Genomic DNA, 22096 nt, shown 5'->3' with positions numbered 1-22096 from the left:
CGCAAGCGGTGGGGCCCTTCGACGTATTGCCCGGTGAGAGCAATGGCGGAGGATACGAGATTCGAACTCGTGAGGGGTTGCCCCCAACACGCTTTCCAAGCGTGCGCCCTAGGCCACTAGGCGAATCCTCCGCCGCAAACAATACAAGACGTTGAGGAGTGCTCGCGAACCCGTTCCCCGGGGAGGGGTCGGGGCGGTGCCCGAGGTGGACTTGTGGGGGTGGGGATCGGTTAAGGTGGGCGTCAGCCCCTCACGTGGCGCTATCTGACTGAACTCCCCCAGGGCCGGAAGGCAGCAAGGGTAGGTTGGCTCTGGCGGGTGCGTGGGGGGCCCTTGCGTTTCCGGGTGGTGCGGATCACGGTCGGAGCCGGTTGTCGGTGCACCCCGATAACCTCGTAGGTGTGTCGTCCCTTGCGCTGTACCGCCGCTACCGCCCCGAGTCGTTCGCCGAGGTCATCGGTCAGGAGCATGTCACTGACCCGCTCCAGCAGGCCCTGCGGAACAACCGGGTCAATCACGCGTACCTGTTCAGCGGCCCGCGGGGCTGCGGCAAGACGACGAGTGCGCGCATCCTGGCCCGCTGTCTGAACTGCGAGCAGGGGCCCACGCCCACGCCTTGCGGAGAGTGCCAGTCCTGCCGTGACCTGGCGCGCAACGGGCCGGGGTCCATCGATGTGATCGAGATCGACGCCGCTTCGCACGGTGGCGTGGACGACGCCCGTGATCTGAGGGAGAAGGCGTTCTTCGGGCCCGCGTCGAGTCGTTACAAGATCTACATCATCGACGAGGCGCACATGGTGACGTCGGCGGGGTTCAACGCCCTGCTGAAGGTGGTGGAGGAGCCGCCGGAGCATCTGAAGTTCATCTTCGCGACCACGGAGCCCGAGAAGGTCATCGGGACGATCCGTTCGCGTACGCACCACTATCCGTTCCGCCTCGTGCCGCCGGGGACCCTGCGCGACTATCTCGCCGAGGTCTGCGGCCGGGAGAACAGCCATGTGGACGACGGCGTCCTGCCGCTCGTCGTGCGGGCCGGCGCGGGGTCCGTGCGTGACTCGATGTCCGTCATGGACCAGCTCCTCGCCGGCGCGGGTGACGAGGGTGTGACGTACGCCATGGCGACGTCACTGCTCGGTTATACGGACGGCTCGCTGCTCGACTCGATCGTGGACGCCTTCGCGGCGGGCGACGGGGCCGCGGCCTTCGAGGCCGTGGACCGGGTCATCGAGGGCGGCAACGACCCGCGCCGGTTCGTCGCCGACCTGCTGGAGCGGCTGCGCGACCTGGTGATCCTCGCCGCCGTGCCGGACGCCGGGGAGAAGGGGCTGATCGACGCTCCGGCCGACGTGGTGGAGCGGATGCAGGCCCAGGCGTCCGTGTTCGGGGCCGCGGAGCTGAGCCGTGCCGCCGACCTGGTCAACGAAGGGCTCACGGAGATGCGCGGCGCCACCTCGCCGCGCCTCCAGGTCGAGCTCATCTGCGCCCGGGTCCTGCTGCCCGCCGCCTTCGACGACGAGCGCTCGATGCAGGCCCGGCTGGACCGGCTGGAGCGGGGCGCGTCCTTCGCCACCACCGGCCCCGGCCCCGCCATGGGGTACGTGCCCGGCCCCGAGGCCCTCGCCCACGCACCGGTCCCGCCCGCCCCCCAGTTCGACGCGGGGCCCTCCGCCGCCCGCGCCGCCGTCCGGGGGGACGCGCAGCCCCCCGCCCCGGCCCCGGTCGCGCCCCGGACCCCGCCTCCCGCCCCCGTCCCGGCACCGCCACCCGCAGAGGCGCCCGCAGAGGCGTCCGCCGCCGGGCAGCGGCCCGGTGCCTGGCCCGCCGCCGCGTCCGCCCCGGACCAGGGGCGCCGGCCCGGCGGCTGGCCCACCGCCGCCGCACCCGGCCGGGCCCCCGCCCCCGCCCCGTCCCCGCAGAGCGCCCCTGCCGCGCCTCCCGGGCCCGCGGCCTCCGAGCCCGCTCCGGGCATGGCGCAGGGCGCCGGCCAGGTGCGCAACATGTGGCCCGACATCCTGGAGGCGGTGAAGAACCGCCGACGTTTCACGTGGATCCTTCTCAGCCAGAACGCCCAGGTGACCGGGTTCGACGGCAGTACCCTGCAGATCGGCTTCCTCAACGCCGGCGCGCGGGACAACTTCACGAGCAGCGGCAGCGAGGACGTTCTGCGGCAGGCGCTCGCCGAGCAGTTCAACGCTCAGTGGAAGATCGAGGCGATCGTCGACCCCTCGGGCGGCGCCGGACAGCCCCCGCAGCCCCCGTCCGGCGGCCAGCGCCCGTACAACCCGCCGCCCGCCGCGCAGCGCCCCGCCGCGCCCGCGCCGCAGCCGTACGAGCGGCCCGCCGCGCCCGCGCCCGCCCCGGCCCCCGCAGCCGCCCCGCAGCAGCCGGGCCCCGCCTCCGACCTCTCGGCCGGGCCGCCGCCCGCGCCCTATGCGGCCCCCGAGGCGCCGAAGCCGGTCGCGCCGGAGGACGACATCCCGGAGGCCGACGACCCCGACCTGGTCGACTCCGCCCTCTCCGGGCACGAGCTGATCGTCCGCGAGCTGGGCGCCACGGTGGTCGAGGAGTACACCAACGAGTAGGCGCACCGGTGGGGCCGCCGCCCTGTCCACGGACCGGCGGCCGTCAAGGGCGCCGCGCCCCGGCGGCTAGGCTGCACCCCGTGAAGGTCCTCGTCATCGGCGGCGGCGCCCGCGAACACGCCCTGTGCCGCTCTCTGTCCCTCGACCCCGACGTCACCGATCTGTACTGCGCCCCCGGCAACGCCGGTATCGCAGAGGTGGCCGAACTGCGTCCGGTCGACGCCCTCAACGGCGCCGCCGTCGCGCGCCTCGCCGCCGAGCTGGGCGTCGGGCTGGTGGTCGTCGGCCCGGAGGCGCCGCTCGTCGCCGGTGTCGCCGACTCGGTGCGTGCCGCGGGCATCCCGTGCTTCGGCCCGTCCGGCGCCGCCGCGCAGCTGGAGGGCTCGAAGGCGTTCGCCAAGGACGTCATGGCGGGAGCGGGCGTGCCCACCGCCCGCAGCTATGTGTGCACCACGCCCGCCGAGATCGACAGCGCCCTCGACGCGTTCGGCGCGCCGTACGTGGTCAAGGACGACGGTCTGGCCGCGGGCAAGGGTGTCGTCGTGACCGAGGACGTCGAGGTCGCCCGCGCCCACGCGCTGGCCTGCGACCGGGTGGTCATCGAGGAGTTCCTCGACGGCCCCGAGGTGAGCCTCTTCGCGATCACCGACGGTACGACCGTGCTGCCGCTCCAGCCCGCCCAGGACTTCAAGCGCGCCCTCGACGGCGACGAGGGCCCGAACACCGGCGGCATGGGCGCGTACTCCCCCCTGCCGTGGGCCGACCCCAAGCTGGTCGACGAGGTCATGGAATCGGTGCTCCAGCCGACCGTGGACGAGCTGCGCAGGCGCGGTACGCCCTTCTCGGGGCTGCTGTACGCGGGCCTCGCGATCACCTCGCGCGGTGTGCGGGTCATCGAGTTCAACGCCCGGTTCGGCGACCCGGAGACCCAGGTCGTCCTGGCGCGCCTGCGGACGCCGCTGGCCGGTGTGCTGCTCGGCGCCGCCAACGGCACCCTGGACCAGCTGCCGCCCCTGGCGTGGCGCGACGAGGCGGCCGTCACCGTGGTCATCGCCTCCCACAACTACCCGGACACCCCGCGCACCGGTGACCCCATCGAGGGGCTGGACGAGGTCGCGTCGCAGGACGCCCCGCACGCGTACGTGCTGCATGCCGGCACCAAGCGCGACGGTGACGCCATCGTCAGCGCGGGCGGCCGCGTCCTGTCCGTGACGGCGACGGCCGATGACCTGGCGGGTGCCCGCGAGCGCGCCTACGCGGCGGCCGCGCGGATCCGGCTGGACGGCTCCCAGCTCCGTACGGACATCGCGAAGAAGGCCGCGGAAGAAGCGGCGGCCACCGGGGCCTGACGCGTGGTGGTCCCGGCCCGTACCCCGCTAACGCCTTGCCCCTCAACACCTTTGACCAAAGCCATTCCATCGAGTGACGGCTGAGCCATCCGGATGACGCCCGCCGCACCCCCAACTAGGGTGCGGCGCAAGCGTTCCGGCACTTGGCCCACCGGCATTGCGATGTCAGTGGCGGGTGCCATGGTGGGGGAGTGAGCAACACCGCCGTGGGGGCAGAGGGGGTGAGGTCCAGCCGTGTCCGGTACCGGTACGGGTGAGGAGCCGGGTGCGCGGGCTGCGCGGGCCCGGGCGCTCGTCCTGCTGCGCATCCGCGGCAGGGCGACGGCGGTCGCGCTGCTGCCCGCCGCGCTGGCCGTGGTGCTGTTCGCCGCGGGCGCGCGTGGATTCGCGGACGGCGGTGGCTGGGACGCGGCACGCTGGGCCGTGGCCGTCTGCGCGGTCGTGGTCCTGCTGATCGCCGGAGCCGTGGCGCTCACGGTCGTACGGGCGAAGCCCGCCGTCAGCCCGACCGTCCCGCTCAGCGAGGCGGCGGCGCCCGACCTCTACCGCCTGGTCCGCGAGCTGGCGGACCGGCTCGATGTGCCCGCGCCCTCGGCCATAGCCCTCACGCCCGACTGCGACAGCTGGCTCGAGGACCGCGTCCGTCCGGCGCCCGCCGGCCCCGCCCGGCGGCCGGAGGCGGCCCCTGTGCTGGTCATCGGCTCGCCGTTCCTGTGGTGGATGCGGGTCGCCGAGCTGCGCGCGCTGCTCGCTCCGGTCGTCGCGGGCACCAGCGCGTCCGCCCAGCCCGACATAGCCGCCGCCCGGCGCTTCGTCCGGGGCCTGGACGGGGCGGTCGCCGACGCCGCCGCTCCCGCCCGGGGGCCGGTGCGCCGGGCCGTGCGACTGCCGCGTGTCCTCATCGGGCGGATCGCCCGGATACTGCTGCGCAGCTGTCGCGGTCATGCCGCGGAGATGGAGCGGGGGGTCGCCGCCGCCGCGTCCTCGCGCGCCCGGACGGTGGACTACGGGCTGCGGATCGTCGCGCAGGAGCAGGTGGGCCTCGCTTACGCCGGCTGGGACCGGCTGCTGACCCGGGTCGCGCTGCCCGCCTGGCGGATGGGCCGCTGGCCCTCGCAGCTGGACGGGGGCGTCGTCGCCGCGCTCACCGAGCTCTCCCGCCGTGACCGACTGGCCGAGGGGTACGCCTCCCGGCTCGCCGAGCGACCCGCCTGCGACCTCCTGGAGGAGCCGGGCGCGGCCGACGAGGCGGCGTCCCTGCTGGCGGCCCGGCTCTTCCACGGCGGGCCCGCCGGGAACGGCCCCGACTGGTCCCCGGTGGACTGGCAGCAGTACCCCGACGAGGTGGTCGACCGGAAGTGGCGCTCGGAGGCGGCCCGGCTGCACCACGTCCTGGACGCCATGGGAGTTCCGCCCGCTGCCGCCGCCGGCGGAGTGCCCACGCTGGCCCGCGTGGTCGAGCACCTGGAGGCGGGGGAGGCCGGTGGCGAGGAGCTGACGGCCGGAATCACCGCCGCCGTCGCCCGCGAGGAGGCGGAGGCGCAGGAGCGGGCGCGGGCGACGGCCCCGGGGGCCCTGTCCGCCCCCGGCCCCGCCGTCGGCGACGACCTCGTAGGCCTCTGGGGTCCGGACCCGCTCCCGCTGTTCCCGCTCCAGCCGCCCCGTACAGGCACCGAACTGCTCGCCGACCACGTCGCGGCCATGGTCTGCTGTGCCGCTGTGGACACGGCGGGCGCGGCGCCCGGGCTCGACTGGCTCGACGGGCCCGCGCTGCTGGTCGGCGGCGAGCGCCGCGCGGACCTCGGCAGCCCCGTCCTCAGCCTGATCGAGGACGGCGACTCCGGGCCGCTGCGGTCCTGGCTCGCCTCCGTCGGCGTACGCATCGACAAGCCCGTCCGTCTCGTCTGAAACAGGCCCCCGCCTACGCGGGACGCTACGGACGGGATGGCCGAGAACAACCGCATAACCGGAGTGACAGCTTCCGTTCACGTCAATTCACGACGAACGGTGACGGAGTGCGTGCGTTATGTGATGTGCTGGGGAACGGCGCTGACTGACGGCGCACCACTGTTGATCCGGGGGCCTGAGGGAGGGGGAGCGTGATGGGGGCGGAACAGATCCGTCGGTGGGAATCGGGTGCCCTGGCGCATGCCGTGACCGACCCTTTCGGCCAGGGCCCGCTGCCCTGGCTGCGCGGCAGCGAGAACTACTTCGACGACACCGGCCAGGTCGTGCCCTGGTACGTGGACCCCACCCTGTCCCGCGGCTCCACCGACGGCGGCACCCGCACCGCCGACGACGTGCGCCGGCAGATCAAGGGCTTCACGTCCACGGGGGCCGCGGCTCCCGGTGAGGCGATCGACTTCCACATCACGGTGGACCCGCCGCAGCAGTTCTCCGTGGACGTCTACCGGATCGGCCACTACGGGGGCGACGGCGCCTCGAAGATCACCACGAGCCCCCGGCTCTCGGGCATCGTCCAGCCGGCCCCCCTCACCGCCGACCGCACGGTCTCCTGCCACCACTGGTGGCTGTCCTGGCGGCTGCAGATCCCCAGCTACTGGTCGATCGGGGCGTACGTCGCCGTGCTCACCACGCTGGACGGCTACCGCTCCCACATTCCGTTCACGATCCGCGACAACCACCCGGCGGACCTGCTGCTCGTCCTCCCGGACGTCACCTGGCAGGCGTACAACCTCTACCCGGAGGACGGCCGGACCGGCGCCAGCCTCTACCACGCCTGGGACGAGGAGGGCCGGCTGCTGGGGGAGGAGGACGCGGCGGTCACCGTCTCCTTCGACCGCCCCTACGCGGGCGCGGGCCTCCCGCTGCACGTCGGGCACGCGTACGACTTCATCCGCTGGGCCGAGCGCTACGGCTACGACCTCGCCTACGCCGACACCCGCGACCTGCACGCGGGCCGGGTCGACCCCACCCGCTACCGGGGCCTGGTCTTCCCCGGGCACGACGAGTACTGGTCGGTGCCGATGCGCCGGGCCGCCGAGCGCGCCCGCGAGCACGGCACCTCCCTGGTCTATCTCTCCGCCAACACCATGTACTGGCAGGTCAGCCTGGGGCCCTCGGCGTCCGGCGTGCCGGACCGGCTGCTCACCTGCCGCAAGCGCCGAGGGCCCGGCAAGCCCGCGCTCTGGCGCGAGATCGACCGCCCGGAGCAGCAGTTGCTCGGCATCCAGTACGCGGGCCGGGTCCCCGAGCCCCACCCCCTGGTCGTGCGGAACGCGGAGCACTGGCTGTGGGATGCGACGGGCGCCGGCGAGGGCGACGAGATCGAGGGCCTGGTGGCGGGCGAGGCCGACCGCTACTTCCCGCGCACCACGCTGCCTGAGCACGACAACCGCATCCTGCTCGCCCACTCCCCGTACCAGGACAGCGAGGGCGTGACGCGCCACCAGGAGACCTCTCTTTATCGGGCCCCGTCCGGTGCGCTGGTCTTCGCCTCGGGCACCTTCGCCTGGTCCCCGGCCCTGGACCGGCCCGGTCATGTGGACCCCCGCATCCAGAAGGCCACCGCCAACCTCCTCGACCGGATCTGCAAGCGCGCCTGACCGGAGGACGTCACCCCGCGCTTCCCCGCCCACCCGGACGGCACCCCTCCGCAGCCGGGTCTTCCCGGATACGGGACAATCGGAACGGTTCTTGGAACAACGTACGCGGAGGCAGCGTGTCCGGATTCGTAGAAAAGCCCGAGCCGGTGCAGGTGCCGGGTCTCACCCACCTGCACACCGGCAAGGTGCGCGACCTGTACCGGAACGAGGCCGGTGACCTCGTCATGGTCGCCAGCGACCGGATCTCCGCGTACGACTGGGTGCTGCCGACCGAGATCCCGGACAAGGGCCGCGTTCTCACCCGCCTCTCGATGTGGTGGTTCGACCAGCTCGCCGACCTCGTGCCGAACCACGTCCTGTCGACCGAGGTGCCCGCCGGGGCCCCCGCCGACTGGGAGGGCCGCACGATGATCTGCAAGTCGCTGCGGATGGTCCCGGTCGAATGCGTCGCCCGCGGCTACCTCGCGGGTTCCGGCCTGCTCGAGTACAACGCCTCGCGCACCGTCTGCGGCATCGGGCTCCCCGATGGGCTGGTCGACGGCTCCGAGCTCCCGGGAGCGATCTTCACTCCCGCCACCAAGGCAGCCGTCGGCGACCACGACGAGAACGTCAGTTACGAGGAGGTGGCCCGCCAGGTCGGCACGGAGACCGCCGTCGCGCTGCGCCGGACCACCCTGGACGTCTATGGCCGGGCCCGCGACATCGCCCGCGAGCGCGGGATCATCCTCGCGGACACGAAGTTCGAGTTCGGCTACGCGCCCACCGCCGACGGCGGCGAGGAACTGATCATCGCCGACGAGGTCCTGACCCCGGACTCGTCCCGCTTCTGGCCGGCCGCCACCTGGGAGCCGGGCCACGCCCAGCCGTCGTACGACAAGCAGTTCGTCCGCGACTGGCTGACCTCCCCGGCCTCCGGCTGGGACCGCAAGAGCGAGCAGCCTCCGCCGCCGCTGCCCCAGGAGATCGTGGACGCGACCCGCGCCAAGTACATCGAGGCGTACGAACTCCTCACCGGCACGTCCTGGCGGTAACGCCACACGAAGAAACCCCCGGCCGAAAGGCCGGGGGTTTCTTCTCATCTGAGCGGACGACCAGGTTCGAACTGGCGACCTCAACCTTGGCAAGGTTGCGCTCTACCAACTGAGCTACGTCCGCAAGCGCCGAAGCGCGAGACCTACTATACCCATCCCCGCTCGCGTGCGAGACGCACTGCCGCATGACGGTTCTCCGCACCCAGCTTCGATGCCGCCGCCGACAGGTAATTCCGTACGGTCCCCTGTGAGAGCGACGCCCGCTCGGCGATCTCCGAGACCGGCGCCCCGTCGACCGCGAGCTCCAGCACCTCGGTCTCCCGGACGGTCAGCGGCGAGTCCCCGGCGGCGATGGCGTCGGCCGCCAACTCCGGATCCACGTAACGGTTCCCGGCCCGCACGGTACGGATGATGCCGGCCAGCTGGCGGGCGCTCACGGTCTTCGGCACGAAGCCCCGGACGCCCGCCGCGAGGGCCCGCTTGAGGTGACCGGGCCGGCCGTGACTGGTCACGATCATGGTCCGGCAGTCCGGCAGTTCGGTCCGCAGCGAAGTGGCGACGCTCACACCGTCCGCCCCGGGCATCTCCAGGTCGAGCACCGCGACATCCGGGCGGTGGGCCCGGGCCATGGCGAGCGCCTCCGGCCCCGTCGCCGCCTCCGCGACCACCACCAGGTCCTCCTCCAGAGCGAGGAGGGCGGCGAGCGCGCCCCGGATCAGATGCTCGTCATCGGCGAGCAGCACCCGTACCGCGGTCATCGTCATTCCTCCACGAGGCCGGTTCCTCCCGGCCCCACCATCACACCCGGGGCCACCATGGCCCCGGGACGCAAGCTCACGGGCGCACGGCGGGCGCCCGGCGTCCGGCGGCGGGGCTGCTCGGCCTCACCGGGTTTCCCCCCGCCCCCGCCCCCTCTCCCCTCCCCGGTCCCCGGCGGGACCGTCGCCAGCGGGATCGTCGCCGTCAGCCGGAACACGCCGCCCTTCGCCGGTCCGGCCTCCAACGAGCCGTCCAGCGCGGCGAGCCGTTCCCGGAGGCCGGCCAGCCCGGAGCCCGGTCCGTCGGGCGCGGACACGGGCGGGGGCGCCGTCCCGGTGGGCGTCGCGCCGTCGTTCTCCACCTGGAGCACCACGGTGTCGGCGGTCGCCCCGACCCGGATCAGGCAGCGGCGCGGGTCGCCGTGGCGCAGCACGTTGGTGGCCGCCTCCCGGACGACCCAGCCGAGCGCCGACTGCACGGGCGGGGGCAGGTGCTCGCCGCTGTCGCCGGTCACCGTGCACTCGATGCCGGCCGCACTCAACACACCCTGCGCACCAGCCAGTTCCGTGTTCAGGTCCGCTTCGCGGTAGCCCCGCACCACGTCGCGTACTTCCTGCTGCGAGGCGCGCGCTATCCGCTGCACCTCGACCATCTGGTCCGCCGCCTCCGGCCTGCCGCGTTGGGCGAGCTCCACCGCCAGCTCGCTCTTGAGCGCGATCACCGCGAGATTGCGGCCCAGCACGTCATGCATGTCCCGCCCGAACCGCAGCCGTTCCTCCGCCACGGCGAGCCTGGCCTGTATGCCCCGGGCCTGCTCGGCCTGCCACATCACGCTCATGCTCCAGGCGCTGGGCCGGACCGAGATCAGGACCAGAACACAGCCGAAGAGGCTGCAGGGCACCACTCCCGCCAGGGTGCCGCCCGTGACGCCGGCCGCCGCGAGGGCGCCGGTGAGCAGGGCGGTGAGGCAGAGGGACTCGATCAGGAAGCGGCGGACCGGCACCACGAGCACCCGCGTGATCACCAGGGCCATCGGCGCGTTCAACGTCATGAGCAGCAGCCCCGAGCCCCGGACGCCGTCCACCCCGGCCAGGGCAGCCAGGAGCCCGACGGCCACGACCAGAAGCACCACGGGTGCCAGCAGGCGCCGCCCCGGGAAGACGGAGACGCCGAGGTAGTGCCCGTACGACGCGGTGAGATTGCGGTTGCTCAGCAGGCACTGCGCGAGGCTCACGAGGAGCAGCGCCAGGCCGAGGGCCAGCGGAAGCGGTTCGTGGCGGATGTCCTGGTGGAAGGGCGTCCCCTGCCAGGCCAGGGCGAAGAACCAGGGGATGCAGGAGATGGTGAATCGCGAGTAGAGATCGATCCGCTCCATCTTGCTGCGCTCCTGCCAGCTGCGGCGCCAACCCCGTACGCGCATCGCGGCCCAACCTCCATGTCAGCGTCGCGGATCCCAGCGGAACCACCGCTGCACAGCAAACACGGCCAGCGCCGTCCAGACCAGCCCGGTCAACGCGGCGCCGAGCAGGTCAGTGCCCTCGGGGCCGCCGAACCAGCCCGCCCGGACCAGGGTCATCACACCGGTCAGCGGCAGGTACTCGCAGACCGCCGCGAGGCGGTCGGGGAATATGTCCAGCGGGATGAAGAGGCCCGAGCCCATCATCGAGACGAGGAACAGCGGCAGCGTCGTCAGCTGGGCGGTCTGCACGGTGCGGGTGATCACGGAGGTGACCGCGGCCAGGACCGTCAGCAGCACCACACCCAACAGCAGCCCCGCCACGAGCAGTTCGGGGCGATCCGGTGCGCCGAGGTCGAAGAGGGCCGTGCCGGCGACGACGATCACCGCGCTCTGCGCCAGGGCGAGGGCGCCGGCCGGAAGGGCGGTCCCGGCCAGGATCTCCCCGTCGGTGACCTCGCCGGTGCGCAGCCGCTTCAGGACCAGCTCCTCGCGCCGGGCGACGTAGGCGGCGACGAGGTTCATGTAGACGGCCTGGACGAGCACCGTCCCGACGCCGCCCATCAGGGCCGCTCCGGCGACGGTGAGCCCGGTCCCGTCGAGGTCGACCTTCTCGAACGCCGACCTCATCGCCATGATCATGGCCGCCGGCATGAGGAGCGCGACGAAGATCGCCGTCCGGTTGCGGGCGAGCAGCGACAGCTCGGCCCGGCCGAGGGCCGCCAGCCGGCTGACGGCCGTCGTGCGCGAGCGTCCGGCTGCGGGGGTGGTCGCGGTGGTCATGGGACGGGCACCTCTTCGATGTCGGTGGCGGACTTCGCGATGTCGAGGAACGCCTCTTCGAGCGAGGCGGAACGGGCGTCGAGCCCGTGCAACTGGACGTCCGACTCGGCGGCCCAGCGGAGAAGTTCGGTCAGGGCGTCCTGGAGGTGGTGCGTCCGTATCTCGACCCGGGGGCCCTCGGCGGCGGCGTGGAGCTCCAGGGGCAGCCGTGCCGGCGGAACGCCCTCGGGCAGCTCGAAGCGGATGCGGGCGGGCCGGGCGGCCGTCACTTCGGCCGTGGTGCCCGCGGTCACGATCCGGCCGCGGTGCATGATCGCCAGCCGGTCCGCGAGGGCTTCGGCCTCCTCCAGGTAGTGCGTGGTGAGCAGCACGGTGGTGCCGTCCTCCTGGAGCCGGCGCACCAGCGCCCAGGTGTCACGGCGGCCCTCCGCGTCGAGACCGGTGGTCGGCTCGTCGAGGAAGAGCACCTCGGGCCGGCCGAGCAGGGCCAGCGCCAGATCGAGCCGGCGTCGCTCACCGCCCGAGAGCTGCTTGACCCGGACGCGGGCGCGGTGGCCGAGCCCGACCAGCTCCAGGGCCTCACCGGTGGGCCGGGCACCGCTGGTGCAGCCCGCCCACATCCGTACCGTCTCGGTCACGGACAACTCGGACGGGAAGCCGCCCTCCTGGAGCATCACGCCTATGCGTGGGCGGACCTGCGAGCGCTCGCCGTAGGGGTCGTGGCCCAGCACGCGGACCGTGCCGCCGTCGGGCCGGGCCAGGCCCTCCAGGAGCTCGACGGTGGAGGTCTTGCCGGCGCCGTTCGTGCCGAGGAGGGCGAAGAGCTCGCCGCGGGCCACGGAGAAGGAGACGCCGGACACGGCCTCGAAGCCGCCTGCGTAGCTGCGCCGGACGTCTTCCGCCTGGATCACGGACTCACGGGACTTGTCTTCGCTGGTCATGTCCTCAGGTTTCCGTCCGCGGCGGGCGGAGGGCAGTGCGGACTGTCACCACCACTCATGACAAACGTCATGGGTGGTGGTGCACGGGCCGGGAAGACACAGGGAGGCCGCCGGAGGGCCCGGAACATGCCGAAGGCCCCGGTCGTAATTGACCGGGGCCTTCGTATTCTGAGCGGACGACCAGGTTCGAACTGGCGACCTCAACCTTGGCAAGGTTGCGCTCTACCAACTGAGCTACGTCCGCATTGCAGCCACTCGGCTTTCACCGGTGGAGCGAGCACTACTCTACCTGATCCACCGGAGTGGTCCTGCAAGTCGTGCAGAGCGGGTGACAGGAATTGCACACTGCGCCTTCCCCCTGGAAGGGGGATGTTCTGCTACTGAACTACACCCGCACGCTGCGTGGGGTTCGGCCTTTTCGGCCTCGCCCCTCGGCGTGCTCCAGACTCTAGCCGACCTGCGGGGGTGTCGCGCAAGTCGGCTCCCCCGCAGATCCTCCACCGGCGCGCCGCCGGACCTTTCGCGGCGTCAACTCGCTTCCTGGAACGCCTCGTACACGCTCTTCGGGATGCGGCCGCGGGCGGGCACGTCCATCCGGTGCGAGCGCGCCCAGGCGCGCACCGCCGCGGGGTCGGGTGCCAGTGAGGTGTGCCGGTACGGAACGGGAGCCTTGCCGTGCTTGCCGGCATTTGTCTGCTTGCGACCGGCCGCCACGTACGGGGCCAGGGCGTTCCGCAGTTTCTTTGCGTTGGACGGATTGAGGTCGATCTCGTACGACTTCCCGTCCAGGGCGAAGGTGACCGTTTCCGCCGCTGTTCCCCCGTCGATGTCGTCGGAGAGTGTGACCACTACGCGCTGCGCCACGGATATCGGTCCTTTCCTACGGCGTCGGCGCGTCTGACATGCGCCGATGCCGGCCTTCCGGCTGTGAGCGCGGATGCGGGCCGACTGGTGTCGGTGCTCCGGGGCAATGCTGCATTCCCCGGTAATCATTTGTACAGCGAGTGGTGCCGCATTGTGAAGCCCGTCCAATTACTTCCGCGTGTCCGCCCGCTATGTGTGCCGCTCGTGGGCATTTGTTTCGCGGCTTTTCCGCCGTCCGGTGATCGGCCGATATCTGGACGTGATCTATCCCGATTGATATCTACCCGCGTAGAATTTCCGGCCAGGTAGGCTGAGTGGACCCGCGGGGGTCCGGGGTACCCCCTCCGGAGAAACAGCCGCACCACACCACCACACCGGGAGTGCCAGTGGCACGCGTCGTAGTCGACGTCATGCTCAAGCCCGAGATCCTCGACCCGCAGGGACAGGCGGTGCAGCGCGCACTGCCCCGTCTCGGCTTCGAGGGAATCGCGGACGTACGTCAGGGAAAGCGTTTCGAGCTGCAGGTCGAGGGACCGGTCGATGACGCCGCCCTCGCCCGTATTCACGAGATGGCGGAGACGTTCCTCGCCAACACCGTGATCGAGGACTTCACCGTGAAGGTGGAGAACGCCGAGGAGCCGAAGTGACTGCTCGTATCGGAGTCGTCACCTTTCCGGGCACGCTCGATGACCAGGACGCCCTGCGGGCCGTTCGCGTCGCGGGCGCCGAACCCGTATCGCTGTGGCACCGCGACAAGGACGTGCACCAGGTCGACGCGGTGATCCTGGCGGGCGGTTTCTCGTACGGCGACTATCTGCGCGCCGGAGCCATCTCCCGGTTCTCGCCGGTCATGGAGACGGTGATCGAGCAGGCGAAGGCGGGCATGCCGGTCCTCGGCATCTGCAACGGCTTCCAGATCCTGACCGAGGCGCACCTGCTGCCCGGCGCGATGCTGCGCAACAACCACCTGCACTTCATCTGCCGCGACCAGACCCTGCGGGTCGAGAACGCGGAGACCGCCTGGACCTCGGACTACTCCGAGGGCCAGGAGATCTCCGTACCCCTCAAGAACATGGACGGCCGCTACACCGCCGACGAGCACACGCTCGACGCGCTGGAGGCCGAGGGCCGCGTCGCCTTCCGGTACGTGGGCCACAATCCGAACGGGTCGCTGCGCGACATCGCCGGCATCACCAACGCCGCGGGCAACGTCGTCGGACTGATGCCGCACCCGGAGCACGCCGTGGAGCCGCTGATCGGCACCGGTCGCACCGACGGTCTCGGTTTCTTCACCTCGATCATCAAGAAGCTGGTCAACGCATGAGCCTGGACACGGTCAAGCACGCGGCCGAAACCCCGGACACCGCGCAGCCCTGGAAGGAACTCGGCCTCAAGGAGGACGAGTACGCCCGCATTCGCGAGATCCTGGGCCGCCGTCCCACCGGCGCCGAGCTCGCCATGTACTCCGTGATGTGGTCCGAGCACTGCTCGTACAAGAGCAGCAAGGTCCACCTCAAGCAGTTCGGCGAGAAGGTCCCCGCCAACGACGCCATGCTCGTCGGCATCGGTGAGAACGCCGGTGTGGTCGACGTCGGGCAGGGGTACGCGGTCACCTTCAAGGTCGAGTCGCACAACCACCCCTCGTACATCGAGCCCTACCAGGGCGCGGCGACCGGCGTCGGCGGCATCGTCCGCGACATCCTCGCCATGGGTGCCCGCCCGGTCGCCGTCGTGGACCCGCTGCGCTTCGGTGCGGCCGACCACCCGGACACCAAGCGGGTCCTGCCGGGTGTGGTCGCGGGTATCGGCGGGTACGGCAACTGCCTCGGTCTGCCGAACATCGGCGGCGAGGTCGTTTTCGACGCCTGCTATCAGGGAAACCCGCTCGTCAACGCCGGCTGCATCGGCGTGATGAAGCACGAGGACATCCACCTCGCGCAGGCTTCCGGCCCCGGCAACAAGGTCATCCTGTACGGCGCCCGTACCGGCGGTGACGGCATCGGCGGCGTGTCCGTGCTCGCCTCGGAGACCTTCGAGTCGACCGGCCCGGCCAAGCGCCCGGCCGTCCAGGTCGGCGACCCGTTCCAGGAGAAGCTCCTCATCGAGTGCACCCTGGAGATCTTCAAGGAGAAGCTCGTCGCGGGCATCCAGGACCTCGGCGGTGCCGGGCTCTCCTGCGCCACGTCCGAGCTGGCCTCCGCCGGCTCCGGCGGCATGCGCGTCGAGCTGGACACCGTGCCGCTGCGCGACTCCTCCCTCTCGCCCGAGGAAATCCTCATGAGCGAGTCGCAGGAGCGCATGTGCGCCATCGTCGAGCCGCAGCACGTCGACCGCTTCCTGGAGATCTGCGAGAAGTGGGACGTCATCGCCACCGTCATCGGTGAGGTGACCGAGGGCTCGCAGCTGGAGATCTTCTGGCACGGCGAGCAGATCGTGGACGTGCCGCCGCGGTCCGTCGCCCACGAGGGCCCGACGTACCACCGCCCGTTCGCGCGCCCGTCCTGGCAGGACGCGCTCCAGGCCGACGACGCCGGCAAGCTGGCCCGCCCGGCGGACGGCGCGGAGCTGCGCGAGCAGGTCCTCAAGCTGGTCGCCTCGCCGAACCAGGCGTCGAAGTCCTGGATCACGGACCAGTACGACCGGTTCGTGCAGGGCAACACCGTGCTCGCGATGCCCGAGGACGCCGGCATGGTCCGCATCGACGAGGAGTCCAACCTCGGCGTGGCCATGGCGACCGACGGCAACGGCCGGTACGCGAAGCTCGACCCGTACACCGGTGCGCAGCTCGCGCTGGCGGAGTCGTACCGGAACGTCGCCGCGACCGGTGCCAAGCCGCTCGCGATCTCGGACTGCCTGAACTTCGGTTCGCCCGAGGACCCGGACGTCATGTGGCAGTTCGCCGAGGCCACCCGCGGTCTCGCGGACGGCTGCCTGGAGCTGGGCACCCCGGTCACCGGCGGCAACGTCTCGCTGTACAACCAGACCGGTGAGACGGCGATCCACCCGACGCCGGTCGTGGCCGTGCTCGGTGTGATCGACGACGTCACGCGGCGTACGCCGGTCGCCTTCGGGGAAGAGGGCCAGCTCCTCTACCTCCTGGGTGACACGCGCGAGGAGTTCGGCGGCTCGGCCTGGTCCGAGGTCGTCCACAACCACCTCGGCGGCATGCCGCCCAAGGTGGACCTGGGCCGCGAGAAGCTGCTCGCCGAGATCCTGATCTCGGCCTCCCGCGACGGCATGATCGACGCGGCGCACGACCTGTCGGACGGCGGTCTGATCCAGGCGGTCACCGAGTCCTGCCTGCGCGGCGGCAAGGGTGCCCGGCTGGTCGTGCCGGACGGCCTCGACGCCTTCACGCTGCTGTTCTCCGAGTCCGCGGGCCGCGCGGTCGTCTCGGTGCCGCGCAGCGAGGAGCTGCGGTTCAACGACATGTGCGGGGCGCGCGGTCTGCCCGTGACCCGCATCGGTGTCGTGGACGGTGACGAGATCGCGGTCCAGGGCGAGTTCAGCATCCCGCTGAGCGAGCTGCGCACGGCGCACGAGGAGACGATCCCGGCGCTGCTCGCGTAGTTCCCGGGCGGCACACGCCGAAACCCCCGACCGGTTCCGCCCGGTCGGGGGTTTTCGCGTGGTGCGCAAGGGAAGCGCGGGGCTCGGCCCTTGCCCGTACGGGGAAGGGTCAGGCGCCAGTACGGGTGCCGGGCAGCCGGGTCGCCAGGATCAGGGCAAGGACCATCGCGCCGGTGGCGCAGGCGAAGACCACGTTGGTCGAGGAGACGAAGGCGTCCAGGGCCCGCTGGTGGGCAGTGCCGGTGAGCCGGCCGATGTCACTGGTCGTTCCACCGGGGCCCTCGGCGGCGTAGACCCTGCTGAGCACGGCTCCGAAGAGGGAGGCCCCCAGGGCGGTGCCGAGGGTCTGGAAGAAGCGGACACCGGTGGTGGCGACGCCCAGCTGGGCCGGCGGGGCGGTGTCCTGGACGAGCTGGATCAACTGACCGATGAGCTGGCCGAAGCCGATGCCCATGAGCAGCAGTGCGCCGCGCACGGTCCACAGGCCGGTGCCCGTGTCGAGCGTGGTCAGCAGGGCGAGGGCGGCCGAGGCGAAGACCGTGCCGCTGACGACGAAGGTCTTCTGCGACCAGCCCGCCGAGACCAGGCGCCCCGAGACGAGCCCGACGACGGTCATGCCGATCGCCATCGGGACCAGGAAGAGGCCGGCCGAGGTCGCGGCGACCCCGCGGACCACCTGGAGGTAGATCATCACGTAGACGATCGACCCCATCATCGCAACGCCCACGAGCCCCTGGACCGCGAAGCCGTACCGCATGGTCCGCAGGCGGAAGAGCGAGAGCGGAAGGATCGGTTCGGCGGCCGTGGCCTGGCGCCACAGGAACAGGCCGAGCGCGACGGCGGCGGCGGCGACGAGGCCGACGACGACCGGCGAGGTCCACGCGTAGTCCTCGCCGCCCCACTCGGTGACCAGGAGCAGCGCGGTGGAGAAGGCGGCGGCGAGACCGGCTCCGAGGAAGTCGATGCGGTGGCGCGTCGTGCGGACGGGGAGCTTCACCACGACGACCGCGGCGACCAGGACGGCGATGCCGACGGGCAGGTTGACGTAGAAGACCCAGCGCCAGCCCGCGTGGTCGGCCAGGGCGCCGCCCAGCCAGGGGCCGAGTGCCATGCCCGCACCGGCGATGATTCCGCCGATGCTGCCCTTCTTGTCGCCGCCCTTGGCCTTGGCGCCCTCGCCTTCCTTGGGGCCGTCGCCTTCCTTGGGGCCGGCCGCGCCGAGCTGGTGCAGGACGACCATGGTGACGCTCATCAACCCGCCGCCGCCGACGCCCTGGAAGGCGCGCGCGGCGATCAGCTCGCCCATGGACTGGGCCATTCCGCACAGTGCGGATCCGGCGAGGAAGGTGGCGAGGGCCCCGATGAAGACCTTCTTCGAGCCCAGGGAGTCGCAGAGCTTGCCGTACAGGGGCAGCGCGGCGGTCGCGGCGAGCTGGTAGGCGGCGATCAGCCATGGGATCCGGTCGACGCCGTGGACGGGGTCCAGGTCGCGGACGATCGGGACGGTTGCCGAGGACACGATGTTCGAGTCCAGCACCGCCAGCAGGATCGTGACGATGCAGAGCGCCACGGCGATCGTGGTGCTCCGGCCGCCGGCCGCCTGTCCGGCCGAGGTCGTCCGCTGGGGCGCGGGCGCGGTGACTGTTCCGGGCATGGCTGGGGTCCCCCCTCCTGAGCGGCGCTGACGCGCACCGCTGTGGTGGTCCCACTGTTCACGGAATATGTATACCGAGTCAAGTTTTCGTCCGGGATTAATTTTCATCCTGGTACAGTGAGGCCATGACCGAGGGGATGGGCTTGCGCGAGCGCAAGAAGAGGGAAACCCGGCGGCGGCTGTTGGAAACGGCCACCGAGCTCTTCTCCGAGCGCGGGTTCGATCAGGTGTCCGTCGCGGAGATCGCCGACGCGGCCGATGTCTCGAAGATGACCGTCTTCAACTACTTCGACAGCAAGGAAGACCTGGTCTTCGCGCCGCTGGAGGAGCACGTGGGCGACGCCGCCCGCATCGTGCGGGAGCGCGCGCCCGGTGAATCGGCGGTCGCGGCGTTGCGCCGGCAGTTCGTGGAGGCCATCGAGCGCCACGACCCGTCGGTGGGGATGGGTGACCACCCGCTGGCACTCCGCATCGTGCGGCTCATCCTGGAGACGCCCGCCCTGCTCACCCGCGCCCACTCCTTCTTCGTGCGCACGCAGGACCAGCTCACGGAGGCTCTGATCGAGGAGGGGGAGGAGCCGGTCATCGCGCGCATCGTCGCGTCCCAACTGCTCGGTACGCGAAACGCCCTGCTCACCGAGAACCGCAGGCGCCTGCTGGCCGGCGAACCGGCCGCCGCGGTCGCCCCCGACGCCGTCGCCCTGGCCCACCGGGGCTTCGACCTGCTGGAGAAGGGCCTCGGCGACTACGCGACGCGTATCTGACACAGGGCTGCGCCTGCCCGGGGAGGACGCCCTGTCGGTGGCGCGTCGTAGGCTCCCCGACATGCCGCCCTCGCAGAAGCGCCCCCGCCGTTACGACCCGGCCAGGACCCGCACCGCGGTCCTCGCCCAGTTCGCCCACGTCCGGAACGCCGTGCGCACGCTGACCCCGCAGCAGCTCGCCGCACCGAGCGGACTCGGCGACTGGACGGTGCGCGAGCTCGCCGCGCACATCACCATGGCCCTCTCGCACGTCAGCCGGACGCTGGAGCTTCCCGCACCGGCCCTCGCCAAACCCGAGGTGTCCCTCCTGGAGTGGCCGTTCACCACAGCGGCCCGCGCCCCCGGGATCGCGGACGACACCGCCGAGCGGGCAGCGGCCGCCCCCGACCTGGACGCGCTCTACGCGGAGGTCGCCGCCCGCTTCGAGGCCCTGGTGCCCAGCGCCTCCGAGGACCGTCTGCTGGCCACCCGGGTCGGGGCGATGCGCCTCGGAGACTTCCTGGTCACCCGCACCGTGGAGCTGGTCGTTCACACCTGGGACCTCAACGAGGCGACCGGGCTCTCCGTCCCGTACGACCGGCAGGCGCTCGCCGCGTGCAGCCGGCTCCTCGCCGACGCGCTGGCCGAGCGGGCGCCCGGTGGTTCCGTCGAGGTCCGGGTGCCGCCGTTCGCGGTGGTCCAGTGCGTCCAGGGGCCGCGTCACACCCGGGGCACCCCGCCCAACGTCGTGGAGACCGACGCGCTCACCTGGATACGGCTCGCGACCGGGCGTACGGAGTGGGCGCGTGAGGTCGAAGCGGCGAAGGTCGCCGCGAGCGGCGAGCGCGCGGATCTCTCCGAGCTGCTGCCGTTGATGGGCTGAACCCGCTCCGGACGCCGGGCGGGCGGCCCGAGATACCGCATACCGGGCGCCCGCGGTGTGAGGCTCACCACGAAACGACCGGTCGGGCTGCTCCTCCCCGGCCCCGGGGGACCGGCACACGCAGTGCCACCACGGGCCCGATCAGGCGCTCCGCGGGGTGGCCGGAACCCGTCGGTGAACGGCCCGTGATCCGGGCGTCGCCTGCCCTCCGGCGGTTGCCGCGCGTAGATCGGGAAAGGGCTGCGATGACTGTGCGTGACTGTTACGAGGGGTTCGGCAGCCTGCTCCACAGGTGCTTCTCCGGGGGTGGGACGAGGAATCCCCAATTCGGACCAGTGGTCGATCTCCCCTACACTCGATGGCGTGCCTCGTGGTGATGGACGACTCAACCACGACCTGCTCCCCGGAGAGAAAGGCCCCCAGGACGCTTGCGGCGTCTTCGGTGTCTGGGCTCCGGGCGAAGAGGTCGCCAAGCTCACCTATTTCGGACTGTATGCCCTGCAGCACCGTGGACAGGAGTCCGCGGGCATCGCAGTGAGCAACGGGTCCCAGATCCTGGTCTTCAAGGACATGGGACTGGTCTCGCAGGTCTTCGACGAAACCTCCCTGGGATCGCTCCAGGGCCATATCGCGGTCGGTCATGCCCGCTACTCCACCACCGGTGCCTCGGTGTGGGAGAACGCGCAGCCGACGTTCCGTGCCACCGCGCACGGCTCGATCGCCCTCGGTCACAACGGGAACCTGGTCAACACGGCCCAGCTCGCGGAGATGGTCGCCGACCTCCCGCGCAAGGACGGCCGCGCCACCCAGGTCGCCGCGACCAACGACACCGACCTGGTGACCGCGCTGCTCGCCGGCCAGACCGACGACGACGGCAAGCCGCTGACCATCGAGGAGGCCGCCGCCAAGGTGCTTCCCGAGGTGCGGGGCGCCTTCTCCCTGGTCTTCATGGACGAACACACGCTCTACGCGGCCCGGGACCCGCAGGGCATCCGCCCGCTGGTCCTCGGCCGCCTGGAGCGTGGCTGGGTCGTCGCGTCGGAGTCCGCAGCCCTCGACATCTGCGGCGCCAGCTTCGTCCGCGAGATCGAGCCGGGCGAGATGGTCGCCATCGACGAGAACGGTCTGCGCACCTCGCGATTCGCGGAAGCGAAGCCCAAGGGCTGTGTCTTCGAGTACGTCTACCTGGCGCGCCCCGACACCGACATCGCGGGCCGCAACGTCTACCTCTCCCGTGTGGAGATGGGCCGAAGGCTGGCCGCCGAGGCGCCCGTCGACGCGGATCTGGTCATAGCGACGCCGGAGTCCGGCACCCCGGCCGCCATCGGTTACGCGGAGGCCAGCGGAATCCCGTTCGGGAACGGCCTCGTGAAGAACGCCTACGTCGGCCGGACCTTCATCCAGCCCTCCCAGACGATTCGCCAGCTGGGCATCCGCCTCAAGCTGAACCCGCTCAAGGAAGTCATCAAGGGCAAGCGCCTGGTGGTCGTGGACGACTCGATCGTCCGCGGCAACACCCAGCGCGCGCTGGTCCGGATGCTCCGCGAGGCCGGCGCCGCCGAGATCCACATCCGGATCTCGTCCCCGCCGGTGAAGTGGCCCTGCTTCTTCGGCATCGACTTCGCGACCCGCGCCGAGCTGATCGCCAACGGCATGTCCGTCGAGGAGATCGGCACCTCGATGGGCGCCGACTCGCTCGCGTACATCTCGCTCGACTCGATGATCGAGGCGACGACGATCGACAAGCCGAACCTGTGCCGCGCCTGCTTCGACGGCGAGTACCCGATGGAGCTCCCGGACCCGGAGCTGCTCGGCAAGCAGCTGCTGGAGACCGAGCTGGCTGCGGGCCCCGCGGCGACCGCGGCGTCCGACGCGCTGCGGCGTCCGTGACCCGGACCGTCCGGCGGCCCTTCCC

At 71.7% G+C, this 22096-nt stretch carries 17 protein-coding genes, 4 tRNA genes and 1 other RNA gene; 12 read left to right on the top strand and 10 right to left on the bottom strand.

The annotated features are described in order from the left end of the window. Positions 1-43: 43 nt before the first annotated feature. Positions 44-131: transfer RNA gene (locus ACN6LM_RS16105), tRNA-Ser, on the bottom strand. A gap of 111 nt (positions 132-242) precedes the next feature. Between ACN6LM_RS16105 and ffs the strand changes: the two genes are divergently transcribed. The 6 genes from ffs (at position 243) to ACN6LM_RS16075 (ending at position 8528) form a co-directional block, all read left to right on the top strand. After that, an RNA gene (ffs, locus tag ACN6LM_RS16100) (signal recognition particle sRNA small type) lies at positions 243-337 on the top strand. Positions 338-401: 64 nt separating this feature from the next. Then, positions 402-2582: a DNA polymerase III subunit gamma and tau gene (locus tag ACN6LM_RS16095; RefSeq protein ID WP_445066037.1), complete on the top strand. Its 2181-nt coding sequence runs from the start codon at positions 402-404 to the stop codon at positions 2580-2582. Positions 2583-2662: 80 nt separating this feature from the next. After that, entirely contained in the window at positions 2663-3931 is a 1269-nt protein-coding gene (gene purD, locus ACN6LM_RS16090; protein WP_445066036.1) for a phosphoribosylamine--glycine ligase, read from the top strand. Between the two features lie 234 nt (positions 3932-4165). Then, positions 4166-5839 carry a hypothetical protein gene (locus tag ACN6LM_RS16085; RefSeq protein WP_445066035.1) on the top strand — a complete coding sequence of 558 codons (1674 nt, stop codon included), beginning with the start codon at positions 4166-4168 and terminating at the stop codon, positions 5837-5839. A 194-nt stretch (positions 5840-6033) separates the two neighbouring features. Next, positions 6034-7497 carry a N,N-dimethylformamidase beta subunit family domain-containing protein gene (locus ACN6LM_RS16080; RefSeq protein WP_445066034.1) on the top strand — a complete coding sequence of 488 codons (1464 nt, stop codon included), beginning with the start codon at positions 6034-6036 and terminating at the stop codon, positions 7495-7497. Between the two features lie 116 nt (positions 7498-7613). Next, positions 7614-8528, top strand: coding sequence for a phosphoribosylaminoimidazolesuccinocarboxamide synthase (locus tag ACN6LM_RS16075; RefSeq protein WP_445066033.1), 915 nt, complete (start codon positions 7614-7616; stop codon positions 8526-8528). Between the two features lie 51 nt (positions 8529-8579). Here ACN6LM_RS16075 and ACN6LM_RS16070 read toward each other — a convergent pair. From ACN6LM_RS16070 to ACN6LM_RS16035, 8 genes are all read right to left on the bottom strand, one after another. Beyond that, positions 8580-8652 (bottom strand) — tRNA-Gly (locus ACN6LM_RS16070). Positions 8653-8674: 22 nt separating this feature from the next. After that, positions 8675-9286: a response regulator gene (locus ACN6LM_RS16065; protein WP_445066032.1), complete on the bottom strand. Its 612-nt coding sequence runs from the start codon at positions 9284-9286 to the stop codon at positions 8675-8677. A gap of 2 nt (positions 9287-9288) precedes the next feature. Then, positions 9289-10707, bottom strand: a complete 1419-nt coding sequence (locus ACN6LM_RS16060) for a sensor histidine kinase (protein WP_445066031.1) — start codon at positions 10705-10707, stop codon at positions 9289-9291. An 18-nt stretch (positions 10708-10725) separates the two neighbouring features. Continuing rightward, on the bottom strand, positions 10726-11526 hold the full coding sequence (locus tag ACN6LM_RS16055; RefSeq protein ID WP_445066030.1) for an ABC transporter permease: 801 nt from the start codon (positions 11524-11526) through the stop codon (positions 10726-10728). Continuing rightward, complete coding sequence (locus ACN6LM_RS16050; RefSeq protein WP_445066029.1) at positions 11523-12467, bottom strand: ABC transporter ATP-binding protein; 945 nt, start codon at positions 12465-12467, stop codon at positions 11523-11525. The genes ACN6LM_RS16055 and ACN6LM_RS16050 overlap by 4 nt, the downstream gene beginning before the upstream one ends. 171 nt (positions 12468-12638) lie before the next feature. Continuing rightward, positions 12639-12711: transfer RNA gene (locus tag ACN6LM_RS16045), tRNA-Gly, on the bottom strand. A 79-nt stretch (positions 12712-12790) separates the two neighbouring features. Then, a tRNA-Gly gene (locus ACN6LM_RS16040) sits at positions 12791-12862 on the bottom strand. Positions 12863-12995: 133 nt separating this feature from the next. After that, a complete protein-coding gene (locus ACN6LM_RS16035) occupies positions 12996-13331 on the bottom strand; it encodes a histone-like nucleoid-structuring protein Lsr2 (RefSeq protein WP_445066028.1) in 336 nt (111 codons plus the stop codon). 386 nt (positions 13332-13717) lie between these two features. On the opposite strand from ACN6LM_RS16035, the gene purS reads away from it, so the two are divergent. Genes purS through purL form a run of 3 tightly spaced genes read left to right on the top strand, consistent with a single transcriptional unit; the run spans position 13718 to position 16901 of the window. Continuing rightward, positions 13718-13978 (top strand): phosphoribosylformylglycinamidine synthase subunit PurS, encoded by a 261-nt coding sequence (gene purS, locus ACN6LM_RS16030; RefSeq protein ID WP_361028127.1) that lies wholly within the window; start codon positions 13718-13720, stop codon positions 13976-13978. Then, positions 13975-14655 carry a phosphoribosylformylglycinamidine synthase subunit PurQ gene (gene purQ / locus ACN6LM_RS16025; RefSeq protein ID WP_445066027.1) on the top strand — a complete coding sequence of 227 codons (681 nt, stop codon included), beginning with the start codon at positions 13975-13977 and terminating at the stop codon, positions 14653-14655. The genes purS and purQ overlap by 4 nt, the downstream gene beginning before the upstream one ends. Further along, complete coding sequence (purL, locus tag ACN6LM_RS16020) at positions 14652-16901, top strand: phosphoribosylformylglycinamidine synthase subunit PurL (protein WP_445066026.1); 2250 nt, start codon at positions 14652-14654, stop codon at positions 16899-16901. The genes purQ and purL overlap by 4 nt, the downstream gene beginning before the upstream one ends. Before the next feature lie 109 nt (positions 16902-17010). On the opposite strand, the gene ACN6LM_RS16015 is transcribed toward purL, so the two are convergent. Then, complete coding sequence (locus ACN6LM_RS16015; protein ID WP_445066025.1) at positions 17011-18555, bottom strand: MFS transporter; 1545 nt, start codon at positions 18553-18555, stop codon at positions 17011-17013. Between the two features lie 125 nt (positions 18556-18680). On the opposite strand from ACN6LM_RS16015, the gene ACN6LM_RS16010 reads away from it, so the two are divergent. From ACN6LM_RS16010 to purF, 3 genes are all read left to right on the top strand, one after another. Further along, the gene (locus ACN6LM_RS16010) at positions 18681-19319 is read left to right on the top strand and encodes a TetR/AcrR family transcriptional regulator (RefSeq protein WP_445066024.1); all 639 of its coding nucleotides are present in this window, start codon (positions 18681-18683) and stop codon (positions 19317-19319) included. 61 nt (positions 19320-19380) lie between these two features. Then, a complete protein-coding gene (locus tag ACN6LM_RS16005) occupies positions 19381-20181 on the top strand; it encodes a sterol carrier family protein (protein WP_445066023.1) in 801 nt (266 codons plus the stop codon). 363 nt (positions 20182-20544) lie between these two features. Beyond that, positions 20545-22071 carry an amidophosphoribosyltransferase gene (gene purF, locus ACN6LM_RS16000; protein ID WP_445066022.1) on the top strand — a complete coding sequence of 509 codons (1527 nt, stop codon included), beginning with the start codon at positions 20545-20547 and terminating at the stop codon, positions 22069-22071. Positions 22072-22096: the final 25 nt, after the last annotated feature.

This window comes from Streptomyces sp. SAS_281, assembly GCF_052542855.1.
Note: the sequence above shows the minus strand (reverse complement) of the source record. Positions and strands in the feature narration are given on the sequence as shown.

Bases quoted from the DNA above. Each gene is read 5' to 3' on its own strand.
- ACN6LM_RS16080 (WP_445066034.1), top strand. From the start codon at position 6,034: ATGGGGGCGGAACAGATCCGTCGGTGGGAATCGGGTGCCCTGGCGCAT.
- ACN6LM_RS16065 (WP_445066032.1), bottom strand. From the start codon at position 9,286: ATGACCGCGGTACGGGTGCTGCTCGCCGATGACGAGCATCTGATCCGG.
- ACN6LM_RS16060 (WP_445066031.1), bottom strand. From the start codon at position 10,707: ATGCGCGTACGGGGTTGGCGCCGCAGCTGGCAGGAGCGCAGCAAGATG.
- ACN6LM_RS16055 (WP_445066030.1), bottom strand. From the start codon at position 11,526: ATGACCACCGCGACCACCCCCGCAGCCGGACGCTCGCGCACGACGGCC.
- ACN6LM_RS16050 (WP_445066029.1), bottom strand. From the start codon at position 12,467: ATGACCAGCGAAGACAAGTCCCGTGAGTCCGTGATCCAGGCGGAAGAC.
- purL (WP_445066026.1), top strand. From the start codon at position 14,652: ATGAGCCTGGACACGGTCAAGCACGCGGCCGAAACCCCGGACACCGCG.
- ACN6LM_RS16015 (WP_445066025.1), bottom strand. From the start codon at position 18,555: ATGCCCGGAACAGTCACCGCGCCCGCGCCCCAGCGGACGACCTCGGCC.
- ACN6LM_RS16010 (WP_445066024.1), top strand. From the start codon at position 18,681: ATGACCGAGGGGATGGGCTTGCGCGAGCGCAAGAAGAGGGAAACCCGG.
- ACN6LM_RS16005 (WP_445066023.1), top strand. From the start codon at position 19,381: ATGCCGCCCTCGCAGAAGCGCCCCCGCCGTTACGACCCGGCCAGGACC.